Raw genomic sequence first — 14,996 nt, forward strand, 5'->3', positions numbered from 1 at the left:
ACCGTTCGGACGCGCGCTTATACCGACAGACCGGTAAAAGCGCAATGGGGGTGAACAGAATTGCGTGCGCGGCTGCAAATGGACCGGCACAGGATGGAAAGGCACCGATCAGCGCGGTGCCAGAACCATCATCATCTGGCGGCCTTCCAGCTTCGGCTCGGCTTCAACCTTGGCGATTGCCGCGGTATCTTCCTTGACCTGAAGAAGAAGCTTCATACCGAGTTCCTGGTGCGCCATTTCGCGACCACGGAAACGAAGCGTGACGCGGACCTTGTCGCCATCTTCGAAGAACCGAAGGATGGCCTTCATCTTCACCTCATAGTCATGAGTGTCGATGTTCGGACGCATCTTGATTTCTTTGATTTCGACGATCTTCTGCTTCTTGCGTGCTTCGGCAGCCTTTTTCTGGTTGGCATACTTCAGCTTGCCGAGATCGAGAATCTTGCAGACCGGCGGCTCGGTGTTCGGAGAGATCTCGACGAGATCGAGACCTGCCTCCTCGGCCATTCTCAGCGCCTGGTCTGTCGGCACGATGCCGAGGTTTTGACCCTCTGCGTCGATCAGCTGGACGCGAGGAATGCGGATTTCCCGGTTAGAGCGCGGTCCGTCTTTGACAGGAGCGTCGGTCTTGAATGGTCTGCGAATGGTCGTATTCTCCTCGAATAATTAAAGGGTCGCAGCGGCGGCCCTTGCGCTCGTGGCGCAATGAAAGGGCAATTTCGTCAACGCTGCTCCGAAGTCAATAGCATAGTGTCGCCAATAAATCACCTAGTGCCGCGTTTTTACGAATCTGTTTTATAGGTGCATCTGTTTGAAGGAGAATGAGCCATGAATCTGCCGGTCGCGCCCGAAAAAAGCACCCACATCACCGTCGGTGAGGGCGGAGAAGCCCGGCAGATCGCGCTGGTTCACCGACAGGGGCGAGCAGCCGATTCCCCCATGCTCGTCTGGCTCGGCGGGTACCGGTCAGACATGAGCGGCACGAAGGCTCTGGAAATGGAGCGGCTGGCGGGAGAGCTCGGCCTGCCGTCCTTGCGTTTCGACTATTCCGGCCATGGCGTTTCTGGAGGCGCGTTTCGCGACGGCACGATCTCGCGCTGGCTGGAGGAAGCACTCGCCGTCATCAAGGCTTATCCGGCCAGAGACGTCATCCTTATCGGATCCTCGATGGGCGGGTGGATTGCCCTGCGAGCGCTTCAGGAACTTCGCAAGCAAAGCGAGATCGCGATAAAGGGCCTCTTCCTCATCGCTCCGGCGCCCGACTTCACGCATGACCTTATCGAGCCTGCGCTCAGCGAGACCGAACGCCAGTCGCTCCAGGAGCGCGGCTTTTTCGAAGAGCACTCTGAATATAGTCCTGAGCCGAATATCTTTACGCGTGATCTGATGGAGGACGGCTTCAGCAATCGCGTTCTGACCGGCATCATCGAAACGGGCTGCCCGGTTCACATTCTGCAAGGCATGAAGGATGCGGATGTCCCATTCCAGCATGCTCTGAAGCTCGTGGAATTCCTGCCTGCTGATGACGTCGTTCTGACACTGATCCGCGACGGTGATCACCGCCTGTCCCGACCGCAGGATATCGAGCGTATGCGGGCAGCAATCATCGGATTGATCTGATTTCCAGCCGCAACATTAGATGTTGCTGAAATGAATCGATCTTAACCATAAATTACGAGCAAGCTTGTTAATCTTTCGTTCATAATTGACACCGGCCCCCAGACGATCTTAACGTTTCGTTAGGATTTGAAGGGACGGGTTCATGATGTATGCCCAGAAGGCACGGCAATTGGCCGTGATCCTCGCGACTGTGCTTGTGTCGGCTTCAGCGGCTGTTCCGGCACCACGCACATCTTCGGCACAAATGATCGTGGGTGGTATTACCTCCCAGCCGATCGGCCATTATGAATTCTGCCAGCGCCTGCCTGCCGAGTGCGATCAGCGTTTTGCATCGACTCCCGCGCCAAAGGTTACGGAGTATGGCTGGGAAATGATCCAGCAGATCAATTTCTCGGTGAACCATCGCATTGAAGCCCGCACGGACATGGAAGTCTATGGCCGCGAAGAATATTGGGCCTATCCGGTGACGGCTGGCGATTGTGAAGATTACGCGCTCCAGAAGCGCAAGGAACTGAAGGACAAGGGCTTCTCGCTCGCGGACCTCCTGATCACCGTCGTCCGCAAGCCTGATGGCGAAGGTCATGCGGTCCTGACCGTCCGCACATCAGAAGGTGACTTCGTGCTCGACAATCTTTCCGACGAGGTCAAGCTCTGGAGCGACACGCCCTACACGTTCCTCAAGCGCCAGGCGTCCTTCAACACGGGACGCTGGGTATCGATCGAGGATGGCCGCGAAGTGGTCGTCGGCGCATTGCGCTGAGAATTTGCGCTTCCAGCCTTTGGAGGCCGGGCATTTGCCCGGCCTTTTTCGTTGAAGCGTCCGACCCGGCTGTGCTTACGAATTTCCGATGAGGATACCGGCAGCAAGAACCAGCGAACCGCCAAAAACAACCTGGAAGACTGCACGCATGAACGGCGTTTCCATATATTTGTTCTGGATGAAGGCAATGGCCCAGAGTTCGATGAACACCACAATGGCGGCGACGATGGTGGCCGTCCAGAAATGCGGGATCAGGTAGGGAAGCGCATGACCCAGGCCACCAATGGTGGTCATGATGCCGCAGGCAAGGCCGCGCTTGAGCGGTGAGCCTCTACCGGAAAGCTTTCCGTCATCATGCGAGGCTTCCGTGAAACCCATCGAGATACCGGCACCGACCGAGGCCGAAAGACCAACAAGGAAGGTTTGCCAGGTATCCTGCGTGGCAAAGGCTGCAGCAAAAATCGGCGCCAGCGTTGAGACGGAGCCGTCCATCAGCCCCGCGAGACCGGGCTGAACATAGGTCAGAATGAACTGCCGGCGTTCGCCCGCGGCTTCCTCATCGCGTACTTCATCAGGCGTATGTTTCTCGCCCAGCATGTGCGCAATATCGCTGTGCCCCTGTTCCGCAAGAGCAAGATCGCCGAGCAGTTGCCGGGTGGAGGCATCGGTCACACGCTTTTGCGCTTCCACGTAAAAATTATAGGCCTGCTGTTCCATGAGTTCAGCCTGCGCACGGATCTTTTCGAGTGACAAATTCTTCACAAGCCAATCAGGCTTGCGTTGATAAAAGCCACGCACATGCTCGCGCCGGATCAGCGGAATTTCCTCACCAAACCTCTGACGAAACTGATTGATCAGCATGTTGCGGTGCGTCTGCTCGACTTCCGCCATGTCCCGGAAAACCTTCGCCGAAGCCGGCGCCTGTTCCTGCAGAGCCCGCGCGTAGGACAGATAGATGCGAGAGTCCTCTTCTTCAGACGAAATTGCCAGGGCAAGAATCTCGTCTTCGCTCAGGCTTTCGAACGGACGCCGGCCCGAGCCCCGGAACAAGTCAAACATGGTAGCCACCTTCTTTAGAATTATTCTAATCTTAGTCTTCTGTGAGAAGAAAGCAAGATGCTGCGGTGCGACGTATGGTCTGCGGCATTGCGACCAGTGCCTGCAGAGAGAGCGAAAGGAACTGTCGCGAACGCACGGTACACGCGTAACTTCTGTCATTTCCAACTTGCGACATCAGCAACAAAATGTTTTAGCAGAGCTCGATGTGAGCGAGACTCACCTGCATTACTGATGTGAAGGCATTGATTTCATGAACCGCAGAGCATTCTTTCGCCAAGCTGGTACTGCCGGCATTGGCGCCGCCGCCGCAACCGCCCTGGCAGCCCCGGCAATCGCCCAGGAAAATCCGGAAATCACTTGGCGCCTGACGTCCTCCTTCCCGAAGAGCCTGGACGTTCTGTTTGAAAGCGCGACGGAAATCGCCAAAAGCGTATCCGAAGCAACAGGCGGCAAGTTCAAGATCCAGACCTATGCGGCGGGTGAAATCGTTCCACCGCTTCAGGCAGCCGATGCAGTTTCTTCCGGAACGGTCGAGATGGCGCATACCTGCGCCTATTATTACGTCGGCAAGGACCCGACATTCGCACTGGGCACGGCCATTCCCTTCGGCCTCAATGCGCGGCTGACGAATTCATGGTTCACAGTGGGCGGCGGCAACGATCTGCTCAACCAGTTTCTAGCCGGTCATAATCTTTATGCCCTGCCTGCTGGCAATACGGGCGCGCAGATGGGCGGCTGGTTCCGCAAGGAAATCAAGACCGTCGACGACCTGAAAGGTCTGAAGATGCGCATCGCAGGTCTGGCCGGTCAGGTTCTGACAAAGGTCGGCGTCACCCCGCAGCAAATCGCTGGTGGCGATGTCTATGCCGCTCTGGAAAAGGGCACAATCGACGCGACGGAATTCGTCGGTCCTTATGACGATCACAAGCTCGGCTTCTACAAGGTTGCGAAGTACTACTACTACCCGGCCTTCTGGGAAGGCGGCCCGACGGTTCATGCATTCTTCAACCGCGAGAAGTTCAATGCGCTGCCGAAGAGCTATCAGCGTATTCTGACGGATGCTTGCGCACGCGTGAACGCGCTGATGCTGGAGCGTTACGACGCGCTGAATGCCAAGGCACTGCGCGAACTGGTGGCTCAGGGCGCCGTCCTGAAGCCCTTCAGCCAGGACATCATGGATGTATGCTACAAGGCCGCACAGGAAACCTATGCCGAAATCTCGGCCAAGAATGAGAATTTCAAGAAGATCTATGACAGCCAGCAGGCCTTCAAAAAGGATGGCTATCTCTGGATGCAGATCGCAGACTACAGCTTTGATACCTTCATGATGATGCAGCAGCGCAAAGGCACGCTGTAATCTTCACATGAAAAAGAACGCGGCGAGGCGTCGCCGCGTTCTTCAGAGAGGAATTCGATCAAGGATCAGTTGGATCCATCATTCGAACGGGCCTTGCCGCCCGAGTGGAGCTTGGTCGTGACAGTTTTACCGTCCGGCTCCTGTCCGTAGTAGGTTCCGCCCAAATGCCCACCGGCACTTGTATTGGCGACCTGCGCTTTTGCGCGTTCCTGCATTGCTTTCACATCGCTTTTCGACATTTTCGTCTCCATTGTTCGATGGGTTGCGAGAGAAAAACGATCGCCGTTGCGAGATGTTCCACCTTCCCGCCCGGACAAGAACGTGATCTTGGGCGACCTTGAACAGGTTCAAGGTCGCATTTGATCAGGCAGTTCGGGAATTTCGGTTCGTCTCGAAACCGAAAGGCACCCCCCCCATGAAACATCTTCTCTCGCTTGCCGCACTTATTGCCAGCAGCGTCATCCCGTTCGCAGCCTCAGCCGAAACCAGCATTGGCTGGACCACCATCTCCATACCCTCACCCCAGCGTGGCAAACCTTTGTCCGTCGATGTCTGGTATCCATCGGATGCCAAGGCGCCGGAGATCCTGGTCGGCGACAACCGCATCTTCACCGGCGCGCCCGCAAAGCCGGATGCTGCCATCAACCCCGGCAAATACCCGCTCATCCTGCTGTCACACGGTTCCGGCTCCCGCGCCCAAGGCATGACATGGATTGCCGCACGTCTGGCTGAGAAAGGCTTTATCGTAGCCGGACCGGATCACCCCGGCACGACCAGCGGTGATTCCACGCCCATCGCCACACCACGGATCTGGGAGCGAACCCAGGATCTCTCCAACATCATCACCTGGATGGCCGGCGATGCGAAATGGGCGCCGTCCGTCCAGGCGTCGAAAATCGGCGTGCTTGGCTTCTCCCTTGGCGGCAGCACGGCGCTGGAAATCATTGGCGCGCGGGCCGATCTCAATGCCTATGCCGACTACTGCGATCGCTATAGCATGATGATGGATTGCCAGTGGTTTGCGGGCGGCTTCGGTTTCGTCGATGGCAAGCGCGTTGCCTCACCGGTCGTCAAACTGCGGGAGTTCGACAAGCGGTTCGAGCAATCGAACATCGATCCGCGCGTAACCTCCGCCGTCATTGTCGATCCCGGTCTAGCGCAGGCCTTCAAGCCGGAGAGCCTGAAGCAGATCACGACCAACACAACAATCATCAATCTGGGCAGCAGTGATACGTTACCCGCAGCGGTGGATGCGGCGAAACTCGTCGCCCAGATTGCGGGCGCGGCCTATCATCAGATTGCCGGCTCCAACCACTTCAGCTTCCTGCCGGTGTGCAAGGCGGGGGCGCAGGATTTCCTCTCCGAAGCCGGTGACGTTGATCCGATTTGCGCTGGCAAAGGCTTGCGCGAGCGCGCCGAGGTCCACATGGATGCAGCGAAACAGATTGTCGACGCGTTCGGAAAAGCAATGAACTAACCGATGCGCTTGTAGAAGAAGGTCGAATCGCAAAAACCGCCTTGCGGCCAGAGCGCGTAATCTGGAATGACGCCGACACGCTCCCAGCCGAAGCGGGGGTAGATTGCCTCCGCTTCGCTGCCAGTCGCCGTATCCAGTACCAGGATCGTGCGGCCGAGGCGCGCAGCCTCCTTCTCGACCGTCTCCATCAGCTTGCGGGAAAGACCAAGCCCGCGGGCCGACCGATGGACGAGAAGCTTCATGAGATCGCCGCGATGCGGCTGGTTGGGCTTCTGAGCAAGCCCCACCTGAACCGACCCGACGACCCTGCCCTCATGCTCCGCCACCGCGATCACGGTATGGCCAGCCGCGACAGACTTATGCACATCCAGCCAATAGGAACGCGCATCTTCAGGCGCAAAAGGCTGCATGAAGCCGAGCGACGCCCCACCGTTAACGCAATCGGCAAGCACCTCACAGAGATCGTCGATATAAGGTGTCATGTTCTCGGCCGCCAGTACATGGATTGTCGTCATGTCGAATACCTTTGTCAGCGCCTTCCGCGATCCAGAATGACAGCGTAACGGGCGGGTTTATCGGAAGGGTTGTGAAATTCGAAGGCGTCGCCGATATGCATGTAGAGGCAATCGCCGGACTGCATCTCATAGGTCTGGTCCGGCAGCACCATGTTCAGACGCCCCTCGAACAGCCACACATGCTGGGCCATCTCACGGCTTTCCTCGCGTGGCGGAAACGACACCCGTGCGCCGGCCGGAAACTCGACCTCGACGATATCGACAGCCGATGCGGTTCCCGGTGGAGAAACCGAACGCCGCAGGTAGCCCGTGACCGGGTCGCGCCACAGTCTTTGATCGTCGTGACGGACAAAAGGGTCAGACGCCGGACTATCCGGCGCAAAGAAATGAGACAGGCTCAAACCAAGCGATTCGCATAGCCGCGCCAGAAGCGAGGCGGTGGGGCTGACCTCCCCTCGCTCGATGCGTGAGATCATGGCTCGGCTGACGCCGGAAGCTTTTGCCAGTTCGTCCAGCGTCAGGCCTTCACGTTGCCGCAGGATTTTCAGTCGGCTTCCCGTGGCTTCTTCGAATTGTTGCTGTGCGTCACTCATGGAGCAACGCTACAATTCCACTATAATAGAATCAAGAGGTCTTATATGCGAATTTCTATTTTGCGACCTGCGCGATCCAGTCGTTGAGATTGTAGTAGTTGGTGACGCGGGACACTTTACCGTCGCGCAGTTCAAAAAAGGCACCTGCTGGCAATTTGTAGGTCTGACCCTTGGCCTCCGGCAGCCCTTCATCGGTTGCAAGGTACTGCCCATTCACAATGAATTCTGCTGCCGCACGGATTCCTGTCTCGCTCGCCATGATCACCATGTCCGTGAGCGTTTCCTTGTAGCAGCGGTTCATGTGCTCCATGAAAGTCGCAAAGGCCGCCTTCCCTTCCTGCCGCTCACCCTGGTTAATGTCGTGCACTACGTCATCTGTCAGAAGGCTCAGGAAGGCGTCCATATCCTGCGCGTTGAAGGCATCGTAATAGGCGCGGATGATGTCGCTGGCGCTCATGCGGAAATTCCCTTTTTCTGGCAGCTTCAAATGATCTTGGCGCAAGGCTATAACTCGCCGATCAGGAACAGAACATAGTCTATGGCTCCCATCGTCAAATCCTTTTCCGGCAGCGACGCCACCCCCTTCTTTGACGACCTCGCCCGGTTGCGCATCACTGTCTTCCGGGAATTTCCCTATCTCTATGACGGGGACGCGACTTATGAGCAGGCCTATCTTGCGACCTATGCCCGCTCTGAAGGATCCGTTTTCGTGCTTGCTTTCGATGATGACGTCGTCGTTGGCGCGGCAACCGCAACACCGATGGCGACAGAGACGGATGAGGTGAAGGCGCCATTTCTCGCGAGCGGTCGTGATCCGCGGGATTTCCTGTACTTCGGCGAAAGCGTATTGCTGCCCGCCTATCGTGGACAGGGCATCGGCCTTGCCTTCTTCGAAGGACGGGAAAGACAGGCCAGAACGCTCGGGCTTCCGCATTGCACCTTCTGCGCCGTGGAACGACCGGCAGATCACCCGCGCCGACCGAAGCATTATGTGCCGCTGAACAGCTTCTGGCAGAAGCGCGGCTATACGCACCACCCGGAGCTTCGCACGACATTCTCATGGCGCGACTTGGACGAAGACCGAGAAAGCCCAAAGCCCCTCTCCTTCTGGATCAAGAGTCTGACCGCATGACCATCACGCTTGCCGCCTGCCAGTATAAGATCGACCTGATAAAAAGCTGGGATGCCTACGTCGCCCATCTCACTGCGCTTGTCGAAGAAGCTGTCTCGCAAGGCGCGCAACTGCTTCTTCTGCCGGAATATGCAGGCCTCGTGCTGACCGGGCTATTGCCGGAGACCGAACGCAGCGATCTGCATCGGTCGATTGCGGGCATCCAGACCCTCGCTCCCGGCTGGATGCAGCTATGTGAAGATCTGGCCCGCAAGCATCGAATTGTCTTCCAACCGGGAACCATGCCGGTTCGTGATGCGGATGGACACTATCGCAATCGCGCCCCGCTCTTCGGCCCTGAAGGCTTGCTCGGCCATCAGGACAAGCAGATCATGACACGCTTCGAGCGCGAGAAATGGAATATTGCAAGGAGCGTTGAAGGTCTGAGAGCTTTCGATACGTCTCTTGGTCGCCTCGGCATCCTGATCTGCTACGATAACGAATTCCCTATGTTGGGCCGCAAGCTGGCGGAACTTGGCGTTGAGCTTGTACTTGCCCCCTCCTGCACGGATACGCTGGCTGGAAGCTTTCGTGTTCGAATCGGTGCGCAGGCGCGTGCGCTGGAAAATCAGTATGCCGTGCTCTCAGCCCCTACGGCGGGTGATGCACCATGGTCTCCGGCACTCGATGAAAACAAGGGGCGAGCCGCGCTCTATGTTCCGTCAGATTATGGCATGCCGCCCTCTGGAATCTTTGCCGAAAGCCAAAGCGACGATGTTGAGGAAAGCCACTGGCTCATCACGCAGATCGATCTGACGCAGGTTGCGCGGCTCAGGACGGAAGGTCAGGTGGCGACGCGGCGCGACTGGGCCGAGCAATTCTCAGAGCATGGCCAGTAAAAACGCCTTGTTTTCTGGCTTTTGAGTCAAATTCCCGCTTTGCGATGATACGGCTCGCTGCTATATGCGCCAGCCATGAGCACCGATCGCACGCCCCTTGACCACATCCGCAATTTTTCCATTGTCGCCCATATCGACCATGGCAAATCGACGCTGGCCGACCGCCTGATCCAATCCACGGGCGGCCTTGCCGAACGTGAGATGTCGGAACAGGTGCTTGATTCCATGGATATCGAGCGCGAGCGCGGCATTACGATCAAGGCGCAGACTGTCCGCCTTCACTACAAGGCGAACAACGGCGAGACCTATGTTCTCAACCTGATCGACACGCCCGGCCACGTGGACTTCGCCTACGAAGTCTCGCGTTCGCTATCGGCCTGCGAAGGTTCGCTTCTGGTCGTCGACGCCTCCCAGGGCGTGGAAGCCCAGACTCTCGCCAACGTCTATCAGGCGATTGACAACAATCATGAACTGGTGACCGTTCTCAACAAGATCGACCTGCCAGCCGCCGAGCCGGATCGCATCAAGGATCAGATCGAGGAAGTCATCGGCATCGACGCATCCGATGCAGTGCTGATTTCCGCCAAGACCGGCCTTGGTATTCCCGATGTCCTGGAGGCCATCGTCAACAAGCTGCCAGCGCCAAAGAGCGAAGGCGGCGAGAAGGCTCCCCTGAAGGCGCTGCTGGTCGATAGCTGGTACGATACCTATCTCGGCGTCATGGTCCTCGTGCGCATCATCGATGGTGTGCTGACCAAGGGCCAGCAGATCCGCATGATGGGCACCGGCGCAAAATACGGCGTCGAGCGCGTGGGCGTTCTGACCCCGAAGATGGTCAATGTGGATAGCCTCGGCCCCGGCGAGATCGGTTTCATCACCGCCTCCATCAAGGAAGTGGCCGATACGCGTGTTGGCGATACGATTACCGACGACAAGCGCCCGACCGAAAAGGCGCTGCCGGGCTTCAAGCCTGCCCAGCCGGTCGTGTTCTGCGGTCTCTTCCCGGTCGATGCCGCGGACTTCGAAGACCTGCGCGCTGCCATGGGCAAGCTGCGCCTGAACGACGCATCCTTCTCCTTTGAAATGGAAAGCTCTGCCGCTCTTGGCTTCGGCTTCCGTTGCGGCTTCCTGGGTCTGCTTCACCTCGAAATCATTCAGGAGCGCCTGGAGCGCGAGTTCAACCTCGATCTCGTCGCGACCGCGCCTTCGGTCGTCTACCAGATGACGCTGACGGACGGCTCCGAGAAGGAACTGCACAATCCGGCGGATATGCCGGATGTGGTCAAGATCGACGAGATCCGCGAGCCCTGGATCAAGGCGACCATTCTGACGCCGGACGAATATCTCGGTTCCGTTCTGAAGCTCTGCCAGGATCGCCGCGGCATCCAGACCGAACTGACCTATGTCGGCACGCGCGCCATGGTGACCTATGAGCTGCCTTTGAACGAAGTCGTGTTCGATTTCTACGATCGCCTGAAGTCGATCTCGAAGGGCTATGCTTCGTTCGACTACCAGATCACTGATTATCGTGCGGGCGATCTCGTCAAGATGTCGATCCTCGTCAACGGCGATCCGGTTGATGCGCTCTCCATGCTGGTTCACCGCTCGGCAGCGGATCGGCGCGGTCGCGGCATGTGCGAGAAGCTGAAGGAACTCATTCCGCCGCACATGTTCCAGATCCCGATCCAGGCCGCATTGGGCGGCAAGGTTATTGCCCGCGAAACGGTTCGCGCACTACGCAAGGACGTAACGGCCAAGTGCTACGGCGGCGACGCCACCCGTAAGCGCAAACTTCTGGAAAAGCAGAAGGAAGGCAAGAAGCGCATGCGTCAGTTCGGCAAGGTGGAGATTCCGCAGGAAGCCTTCATCGCAGCCTTGAAGATGAATGACGAGTGAGGCTTTTCACGGCTTCTGATCTTCGTCATACTCAGGCGTGCGGATCTGCGTGGTCTGCGCATCAAGGGGTAGGTTGTCATGGTTCAGACGTCGGGAAGACGGGATGATGTTCCGATCGATCGTCGCCTTTTAGCAGAAGCGAACGATCTTAAGCTTGATGTGACCCGCGCCGCCGAAGACGGCATCACGCGCGCAATTCGCGCTGAGAAGGAGCGGCTTTGGCGCATTGAAAATGCCGAGGCCATTGCCGCATCGAACGATTACCTTGAAAGGCATGGACTGCCGCTGGCCAAATATCGGCTGTTTTGGGGGCTCGGTTCTGGGTTCATCGGTTGGGAACTGACGGTGCTCTGGCGCTTGATCTTCAGGCGAACATCTTCGACGGTTTAAACACCCGCGTAATGGCACCGCTCGTCCACCATGCAGATGTTGCTCGACTGATACCAAGGCTTAACCCGCGCTTTGAGATTGGCGGAGACGTTTACGTCCTGATGACCCAGTTCATTGGTGCCGTTCCGCTGAAGGATCTGGGTGAGCGCCTCATCGATTTGTCTCACCGATCAGACGATATTACTGCGGCGACCGATTTTCTATTTCAGGGCTTTAAACATCAAATGACCCCATGGCCGAAGCCACGGGGTCACAATCCCAGCCATTATGGTTTGATTACCGCACCGGTGTCATACCCTGAAAGGCGGGAGCCTGTTCAAGCTGCTCGCGCGTGACGTTCAAGACTATCCTCTGTGGAAGACCATCTTCGCCAATCTTGGCTGTATCGGGTGCAGCCTTGGTGTTCGCGCCGGCCGCCATCTGGCTGTTGCCAGTCGCAGGCGCTGCAGGGGTGTTGGTAGAGGCGGTTGTTTCACCCGACACGGCCGGTGTCTGGTTTGCAGCCTTGTTGGCCTGATCCTGCGTCATGCCAGGGCCAAGCTGTAATGCGCTCATATCGACTGCAACGTCCTTCTGGTTGATCCCGAGGAAACCACCCACACCGACGATCACCGCGTTGACGCTTCCATCCTGGCTGACGAGCACATCGCCGATCTCGCCAATGCTTTCGCCACCTGTGGTGTAAACCGACTTTCCTTCAAGATCGCTGACCCGCCAGGCGCCCTGTCCAGGAACTGTGATGAAGGGGCCTTCCGTGGTTGCTTGAGTGCTGCGGGGCGCATCGGCCATGCCGCCATGCGCATTGTTCTGGTTCGTTGCCTGCCCTTGCTCAGGGGTGATTGGCGCGGTCGTCTGCGCTTGCGCCATCGCGGACAGTGGCAATGCAACCGCGACCGCGAGGGCTGCGAAACAGGTTTTCGTGTGATTGGTCATGGGTGCCTCCTGTATGCTTCAAGAAAGCACAACAGAAGGGATGCCGGCTTGTTCCATCACAGAATGACAAGCCGACAGGAGAGCCTACGAATCCGAGAGGAAAGCGTCTCAGGCCGTTGCGACGGTCGTGTCGTCGATTGAAGCCTCGGCTGCATTCTTCTGGATCGACTCGATCGCCTTCATCGCGGAAGCCTTGGCCTTGTAGCCTTCCGAGGCGAACATGGTCTCACCATTGGTTGCCTTGTAGCGAAAACGGAATTCGCCAGCCTTGTCCTTGTACAGTTCGAACTTTGCCATGCCACGTCCTCCAGGTTTTATAAGTACATCCGAACTGTATTAACTGGCCTGACGGTCTTCAAGCTTCTTCTTGAGCGCGCGCGATTTCCCCGCCTATGGCCGAACGTGTCTATGATGCATAAGGTATTCACCATCATCAGGGAGGCTGTGCCGAGACAATGAACGAGAAGCCCCGAATCGCCATCCGCTACTGCACGCAATGCAACTGGCTGCTCAGATCTGCCTGGATGGCGCAGGAACTCCTTCAAACCTTCAGTGATAGCATCGCAGAGGTGGCGCTGATCCCCGGAACCGGCGGCGTGTTCGACATCCGCGTCAATGACGAGCTCATCTGGGAACGCGTGAGAGATGGTGGATTTCCAGGTCCGAAGGATCTTAAACAGCGCGTTCGGGACATCATAGAACCGGGACGGGATCTCGGTCACGTTGACCGAACCACGAATAAAAACAATGGGGATAGCGGTTCCGCCAGTTGACCTTTGCCGCCATTTTTGACAGCCGCCATGCGTCGCACAAATTAATTTCGCATCTGACACAGAAAGTTCAAAAACGCCGTTGACAGGGGCGGCTCAGACCAGTACATCGCTCCTCGTCGCCCAGATGGCGGAATTGGTAGACGCGCCAGCTTCAGGTGCTGGTACTCGCAAGGGTGTGGAGGTTCGAGTCCTCTTCTGGGCACCAATTTCGGTTCAGGTTGATCCTCTCGGATCCTTGAATATCAAACAAAAAGCCCGGCTTGCCGGGCTTTTTTGTTGCCTTTTTTTCCACCAAACCAGCGGTTTGGCACGGGACATCATCCCGTCGTTTCCGATGTCAATGCGGCAGATCGTAAGGGTTCAATCCGGGCACCCAGGGCCGATTGGGCAGTTGCGTGCCGGTATAGGTGACCCCGTCCTTCTCGCATCTCCAGGCAGCAACAGGAAAATCCGGAAAGACATCGCGGCGATCAAAACGACGATAGAGCGTCGCAGGCTGGCAATCACCGCTGTCCGAAGTCTCCACAAGGCTTTTCTGCGGTTTGACGCCGGGGAGATCCTTGAATGTCGGAACCGGATTTCGAAGTTGCGGCTTGCCCTGTTCCGCCCCCGCAGCGGCAGGAAGAATGGTCATCAATGCCAGCAGTGTCATCGCAAGTTTACGCGGCGTCATCGTCGATACTCCGGTCGTCGTCCTTTATATAGGAAAGACTCCGGACAAACACCAACAGCGCGATTGATGACCTTCACGTGAAGGTTTCAGAAAGGTGTCCGGAAGCCGGTCGGCCGATCGTAGAGCCACCCGATCCGCTCTATGGCAGCCTTCAGGTTCTCACGCGCAACCGTCATCGTATGGCCGTTGGCATGAAGAAGCGTTTCCTCATCTTCCATGATGCCGACATGCCCCTTCCAGAACACGAGATCGCCCCGCTTCAGCGCGTCCTGAGTGATCTCGCGTCCGAAGGCGGCCAACATGTCAGAATCGCGCGGAGCTTTCATCCCGGCCATCATCATGGCGAGTTGCACGAGACCGGAACAATCGATCCCGAAACCTGAGCGTCCACCCCAGAGATAGGGCGTGTTCAGAAACTCTGCGGCAATCGCTACGTAATCGGCATGCACCTCTTCGCCGATCGGAACGCAATGTTTCGCGATGATCGCACCACCGGTCGCGAGCAGGAAATAGCGGGTACCGCGCGTTTCCGCCTCGCCGGTCACGGTTACGCGGCTGCCAAGAGAAAGGGCATGAAGCGGTACTTTGCGCAGTTCCGCTTCCGGATAGACGAAGGTTCGGGGAACGCTGATCCAGTGGGTGGGAACTGCCCGCGGCGTGACGTCGCTTTCCGGCAGGTATCCCACATAACCGTCCTCCTCAGCCTGAACCCAGGCCCAGCCGTCCCTCCGGTCGAACACGCGAACGGGCTCGCCAAACAAAAGCTGCGTATCGATGCCGCGAGACAGATCAGGCGCTGGGCGCAGGTCGGTCACAGGAATGCCGATAGTTGCTGCCTCCCCTTCCACATAGCGGTCTGCCGTCACCTGCCCTTCGAGACGTTGATCGGCAAGATCCGGCCGGAAGGCGAAAAGACGACGATCGAGGGGTGACGACATGA

At 57.6% G+C, this 14,996-nt stretch carries 19 protein-coding genes, 1 tRNA gene and 1 pseudogene; 11 read left to right on the plus strand and 10 right to left on the minus strand.

What is annotated here, in order from left to right; genetic code table 11:
• Window positions 1–108: 108 nt before the first annotated feature.
• Window positions 109–645 (minus strand): translation initiation factor IF-3, encoded by a 537-nt coding sequence (gene infC / locus G6N80_RS09695; RefSeq protein WP_082547206.1) that lies wholly within the window; start codon window positions 643–645, stop codon window positions 109–111.
• 183 nt (window positions 646–828) lie between these two features.
• On the opposite strand from infC, the gene G6N80_RS09700 reads away from it, so the two are divergent.
• Window positions 829–1,620, plus strand: coding sequence for an alpha/beta hydrolase (locus tag G6N80_RS09700; RefSeq protein ID WP_165133372.1), 792 nt, complete (start codon window positions 829–831; stop codon window positions 1,618–1,620).
• A gap of 142 nt (window positions 1,621–1,762) precedes the next feature.
• A complete protein-coding gene (locus tag G6N80_RS09705) occupies window positions 1,763–2,380 on the plus strand; it encodes a transglutaminase-like cysteine peptidase (RefSeq protein WP_062555092.1) in 618 nt (205 codons plus the stop codon).
• 75 nt (window positions 2,381–2,455) lie between these two features.
• Here the strand turns inward: G6N80_RS09705 and mbfA are convergent, their stop codons facing one another.
• Window positions 2,456–3,439 (minus strand): iron exporter MbfA, encoded by a 984-nt coding sequence (mbfA, locus tag G6N80_RS09710; RefSeq protein WP_165133375.1) that lies wholly within the window; start codon window positions 3,437–3,439, stop codon window positions 2,456–2,458.
• Window positions 3,440–3,689: 250 nt separating this feature from the next.
• Here mbfA and G6N80_RS09715 point away from each other — a divergent pair, with 250 nt between their 5' ends.
• Window positions 3,690–4,796, plus strand: coding sequence for a TRAP transporter substrate-binding protein (locus tag G6N80_RS09715; protein ID WP_062555090.1), 1,107 nt, complete (start codon window positions 3,690–3,692; stop codon window positions 4,794–4,796).
• Between the two features lie 65 nt (window positions 4,797–4,861).
• Here the strand turns inward: G6N80_RS09715 and G6N80_RS09720 are convergent, their stop codons facing one another.
• A complete protein-coding gene (locus G6N80_RS09720; RefSeq protein ID WP_165133378.1) occupies window positions 4,862–5,035 on the minus strand; it encodes a hypothetical protein in 174 nt (57 codons plus the stop codon).
• A 176-nt stretch (window positions 5,036–5,211) separates the two neighbouring features.
• On the opposite strand from G6N80_RS09720, the gene G6N80_RS09725 reads away from it, so the two are divergent.
• Window positions 5,212–6,273: an alpha/beta hydrolase family protein gene (locus tag G6N80_RS09725; RefSeq protein WP_165133381.1), complete on the plus strand. Its 1,062-nt coding sequence runs from the start codon at window positions 5,212–5,214 to the stop codon at window positions 6,271–6,273.
• On the opposite strand, the gene G6N80_RS09730 is transcribed toward G6N80_RS09725, so the two are convergent.
• The 3 genes from G6N80_RS09730 to G6N80_RS09740 are packed head-to-tail and all read right to left on the minus strand — an operon-like array spanning window position 6,270 to window position 7,838.
• The gene (locus tag G6N80_RS09730) at window positions 6,270–6,788 is read right to left on the minus strand and encodes a GNAT family N-acetyltransferase (protein ID WP_062555088.1); all 519 of its coding nucleotides are present in this window, start codon (window positions 6,786–6,788) and stop codon (window positions 6,270–6,272) included. The two genes, G6N80_RS09725 and G6N80_RS09730, sit on opposite strands and share 4 nt — an antisense overlap.
• A 14-nt stretch (window positions 6,789–6,802) precedes the next feature.
• Window positions 6,803–7,381 carry a helix-turn-helix domain-containing protein gene (locus G6N80_RS09735; RefSeq protein WP_165133384.1) on the minus strand — a complete coding sequence of 193 codons (579 nt, stop codon included), beginning with the start codon at window positions 7,379–7,381 and terminating at the stop codon, window positions 6,803–6,805.
• Between the two features lie 55 nt (window positions 7,382–7,436).
• Complete coding sequence (locus G6N80_RS09740) at window positions 7,437–7,838, minus strand: ketosteroid isomerase-related protein (protein ID WP_062555086.1); 402 nt, start codon at window positions 7,836–7,838, stop codon at window positions 7,437–7,439.
• Window positions 7,839–7,919: 81 nt separating this feature from the next.
• Here G6N80_RS09740 and G6N80_RS09745 point away from each other — a divergent pair, with 81 nt between their 5' ends.
• The 5 genes and pseudogenes from G6N80_RS09745 to G6N80_RS09765 all read left to right on the plus strand — a co-directional run bounded on the left by G6N80_RS09745 (window position 7,920) and on the right by G6N80_RS09765 (window position 12,012).
• Window positions 7,920–8,513: a GNAT family N-acetyltransferase gene (locus G6N80_RS09745; protein WP_165133387.1), complete on the plus strand. Its 594-nt coding sequence runs from the start codon at window positions 7,920–7,922 to the stop codon at window positions 8,511–8,513.
• Window positions 8,510–9,391: a carbon-nitrogen hydrolase family protein gene (locus G6N80_RS09750; protein WP_165133390.1), complete on the plus strand. Its 882-nt coding sequence runs from the start codon at window positions 8,510–8,512 to the stop codon at window positions 9,389–9,391. Before G6N80_RS09745 ends, G6N80_RS09750 begins: the two co-directional genes overlap by 4 nt.
• Window positions 9,392–9,466: 75 nt before the next feature.
• Window positions 9,467–11,287, plus strand: coding sequence for a translation elongation factor 4 (gene lepA / locus G6N80_RS09755; protein ID WP_062555083.1), 1,821 nt, complete (start codon window positions 9,467–9,469; stop codon window positions 11,285–11,287).
• Window positions 11,288–11,365: 78 nt separating this feature from the next.
• Window positions 11,366–11,593 (plus strand): annotated as a pseudogene (locus tag G6N80_RS09760) (type II toxin-antitoxin system CcdA family antitoxin); the annotation flags it as partial.
• A 95-nt stretch (window positions 11,594–11,688) separates the two neighbouring features.
• Window positions 11,689–12,012 carry a CcdB family protein gene (locus G6N80_RS09765; protein WP_246251470.1) on the plus strand — a complete coding sequence of 108 codons (324 nt, stop codon included), beginning with the start codon at window positions 11,689–11,691 and terminating at the stop codon, window positions 12,010–12,012.
• On the opposite strand, the gene G6N80_RS09770 is transcribed toward G6N80_RS09765, so the two are convergent.
• Together G6N80_RS09770 and G6N80_RS09775 are read right to left on the minus strand one after the other, a co-directional pair.
• Window positions 11,954–12,610, minus strand: coding sequence for a PRC-barrel domain-containing protein (locus G6N80_RS09770; RefSeq protein WP_165133396.1), 657 nt, complete (start codon window positions 12,608–12,610; stop codon window positions 11,954–11,956). The two genes, G6N80_RS09765 and G6N80_RS09770, sit on opposite strands and share 59 nt — an antisense overlap.
• Before the next feature lie 108 nt (window positions 12,611–12,718).
• On the minus strand, window positions 12,719–12,907 hold the full coding sequence (locus tag G6N80_RS09775; RefSeq protein WP_062555080.1) for a YegP family protein: 189 nt from the start codon (window positions 12,905–12,907) through the stop codon (window positions 12,719–12,721).
• Window positions 12,908–13,065: 158 nt separating this feature from the next.
• Between G6N80_RS09775 and G6N80_RS09780 the strand changes: the two genes are divergently transcribed.
• Both G6N80_RS09780 and G6N80_RS09785 read left to right on the plus strand, forming a co-directional pair.
• Window positions 13,066–13,383, plus strand: coding sequence for an Rdx family protein (locus G6N80_RS09780; protein WP_062555079.1), 318 nt, complete (start codon window positions 13,066–13,068; stop codon window positions 13,381–13,383).
• Between the two features lie 118 nt (window positions 13,384–13,501).
• Window positions 13,502–13,588: transfer RNA gene (locus tag G6N80_RS09785), tRNA-Leu, on the plus strand.
• 132 nt (window positions 13,589–13,720) lie between these two features.
• On the opposite strand, the gene G6N80_RS09790 is transcribed toward G6N80_RS09785, so the two are convergent.
• Both G6N80_RS09790 and G6N80_RS09795 read right to left on the minus strand, forming a co-directional pair.
• Window positions 13,721–14,056: a hypothetical protein gene (locus G6N80_RS09790; protein ID WP_062555078.1), complete on the minus strand. Its 336-nt coding sequence runs from the start codon at window positions 14,054–14,056 to the stop codon at window positions 13,721–13,723.
• A gap of 86 nt (window positions 14,057–14,142) precedes the next feature.
• Window positions 14,143–14,994 (minus strand): C40 family peptidase, encoded by an 852-nt coding sequence (locus G6N80_RS09795; RefSeq protein WP_062555466.1) that lies wholly within the window; start codon window positions 14,992–14,994, stop codon window positions 14,143–14,145.
• Between the last annotated feature and the right edge of the window lie 2 nt (window positions 14,995–14,996).

This window comes from Rhizobium rhizoryzae (genome assembly GCF_011046895.1).
GTDB classification, from domain to species: Bacteria; Pseudomonadota; Alphaproteobacteria; order Rhizobiales; family Rhizobiaceae; genus Neorhizobium; species Neorhizobium rhizoryzae.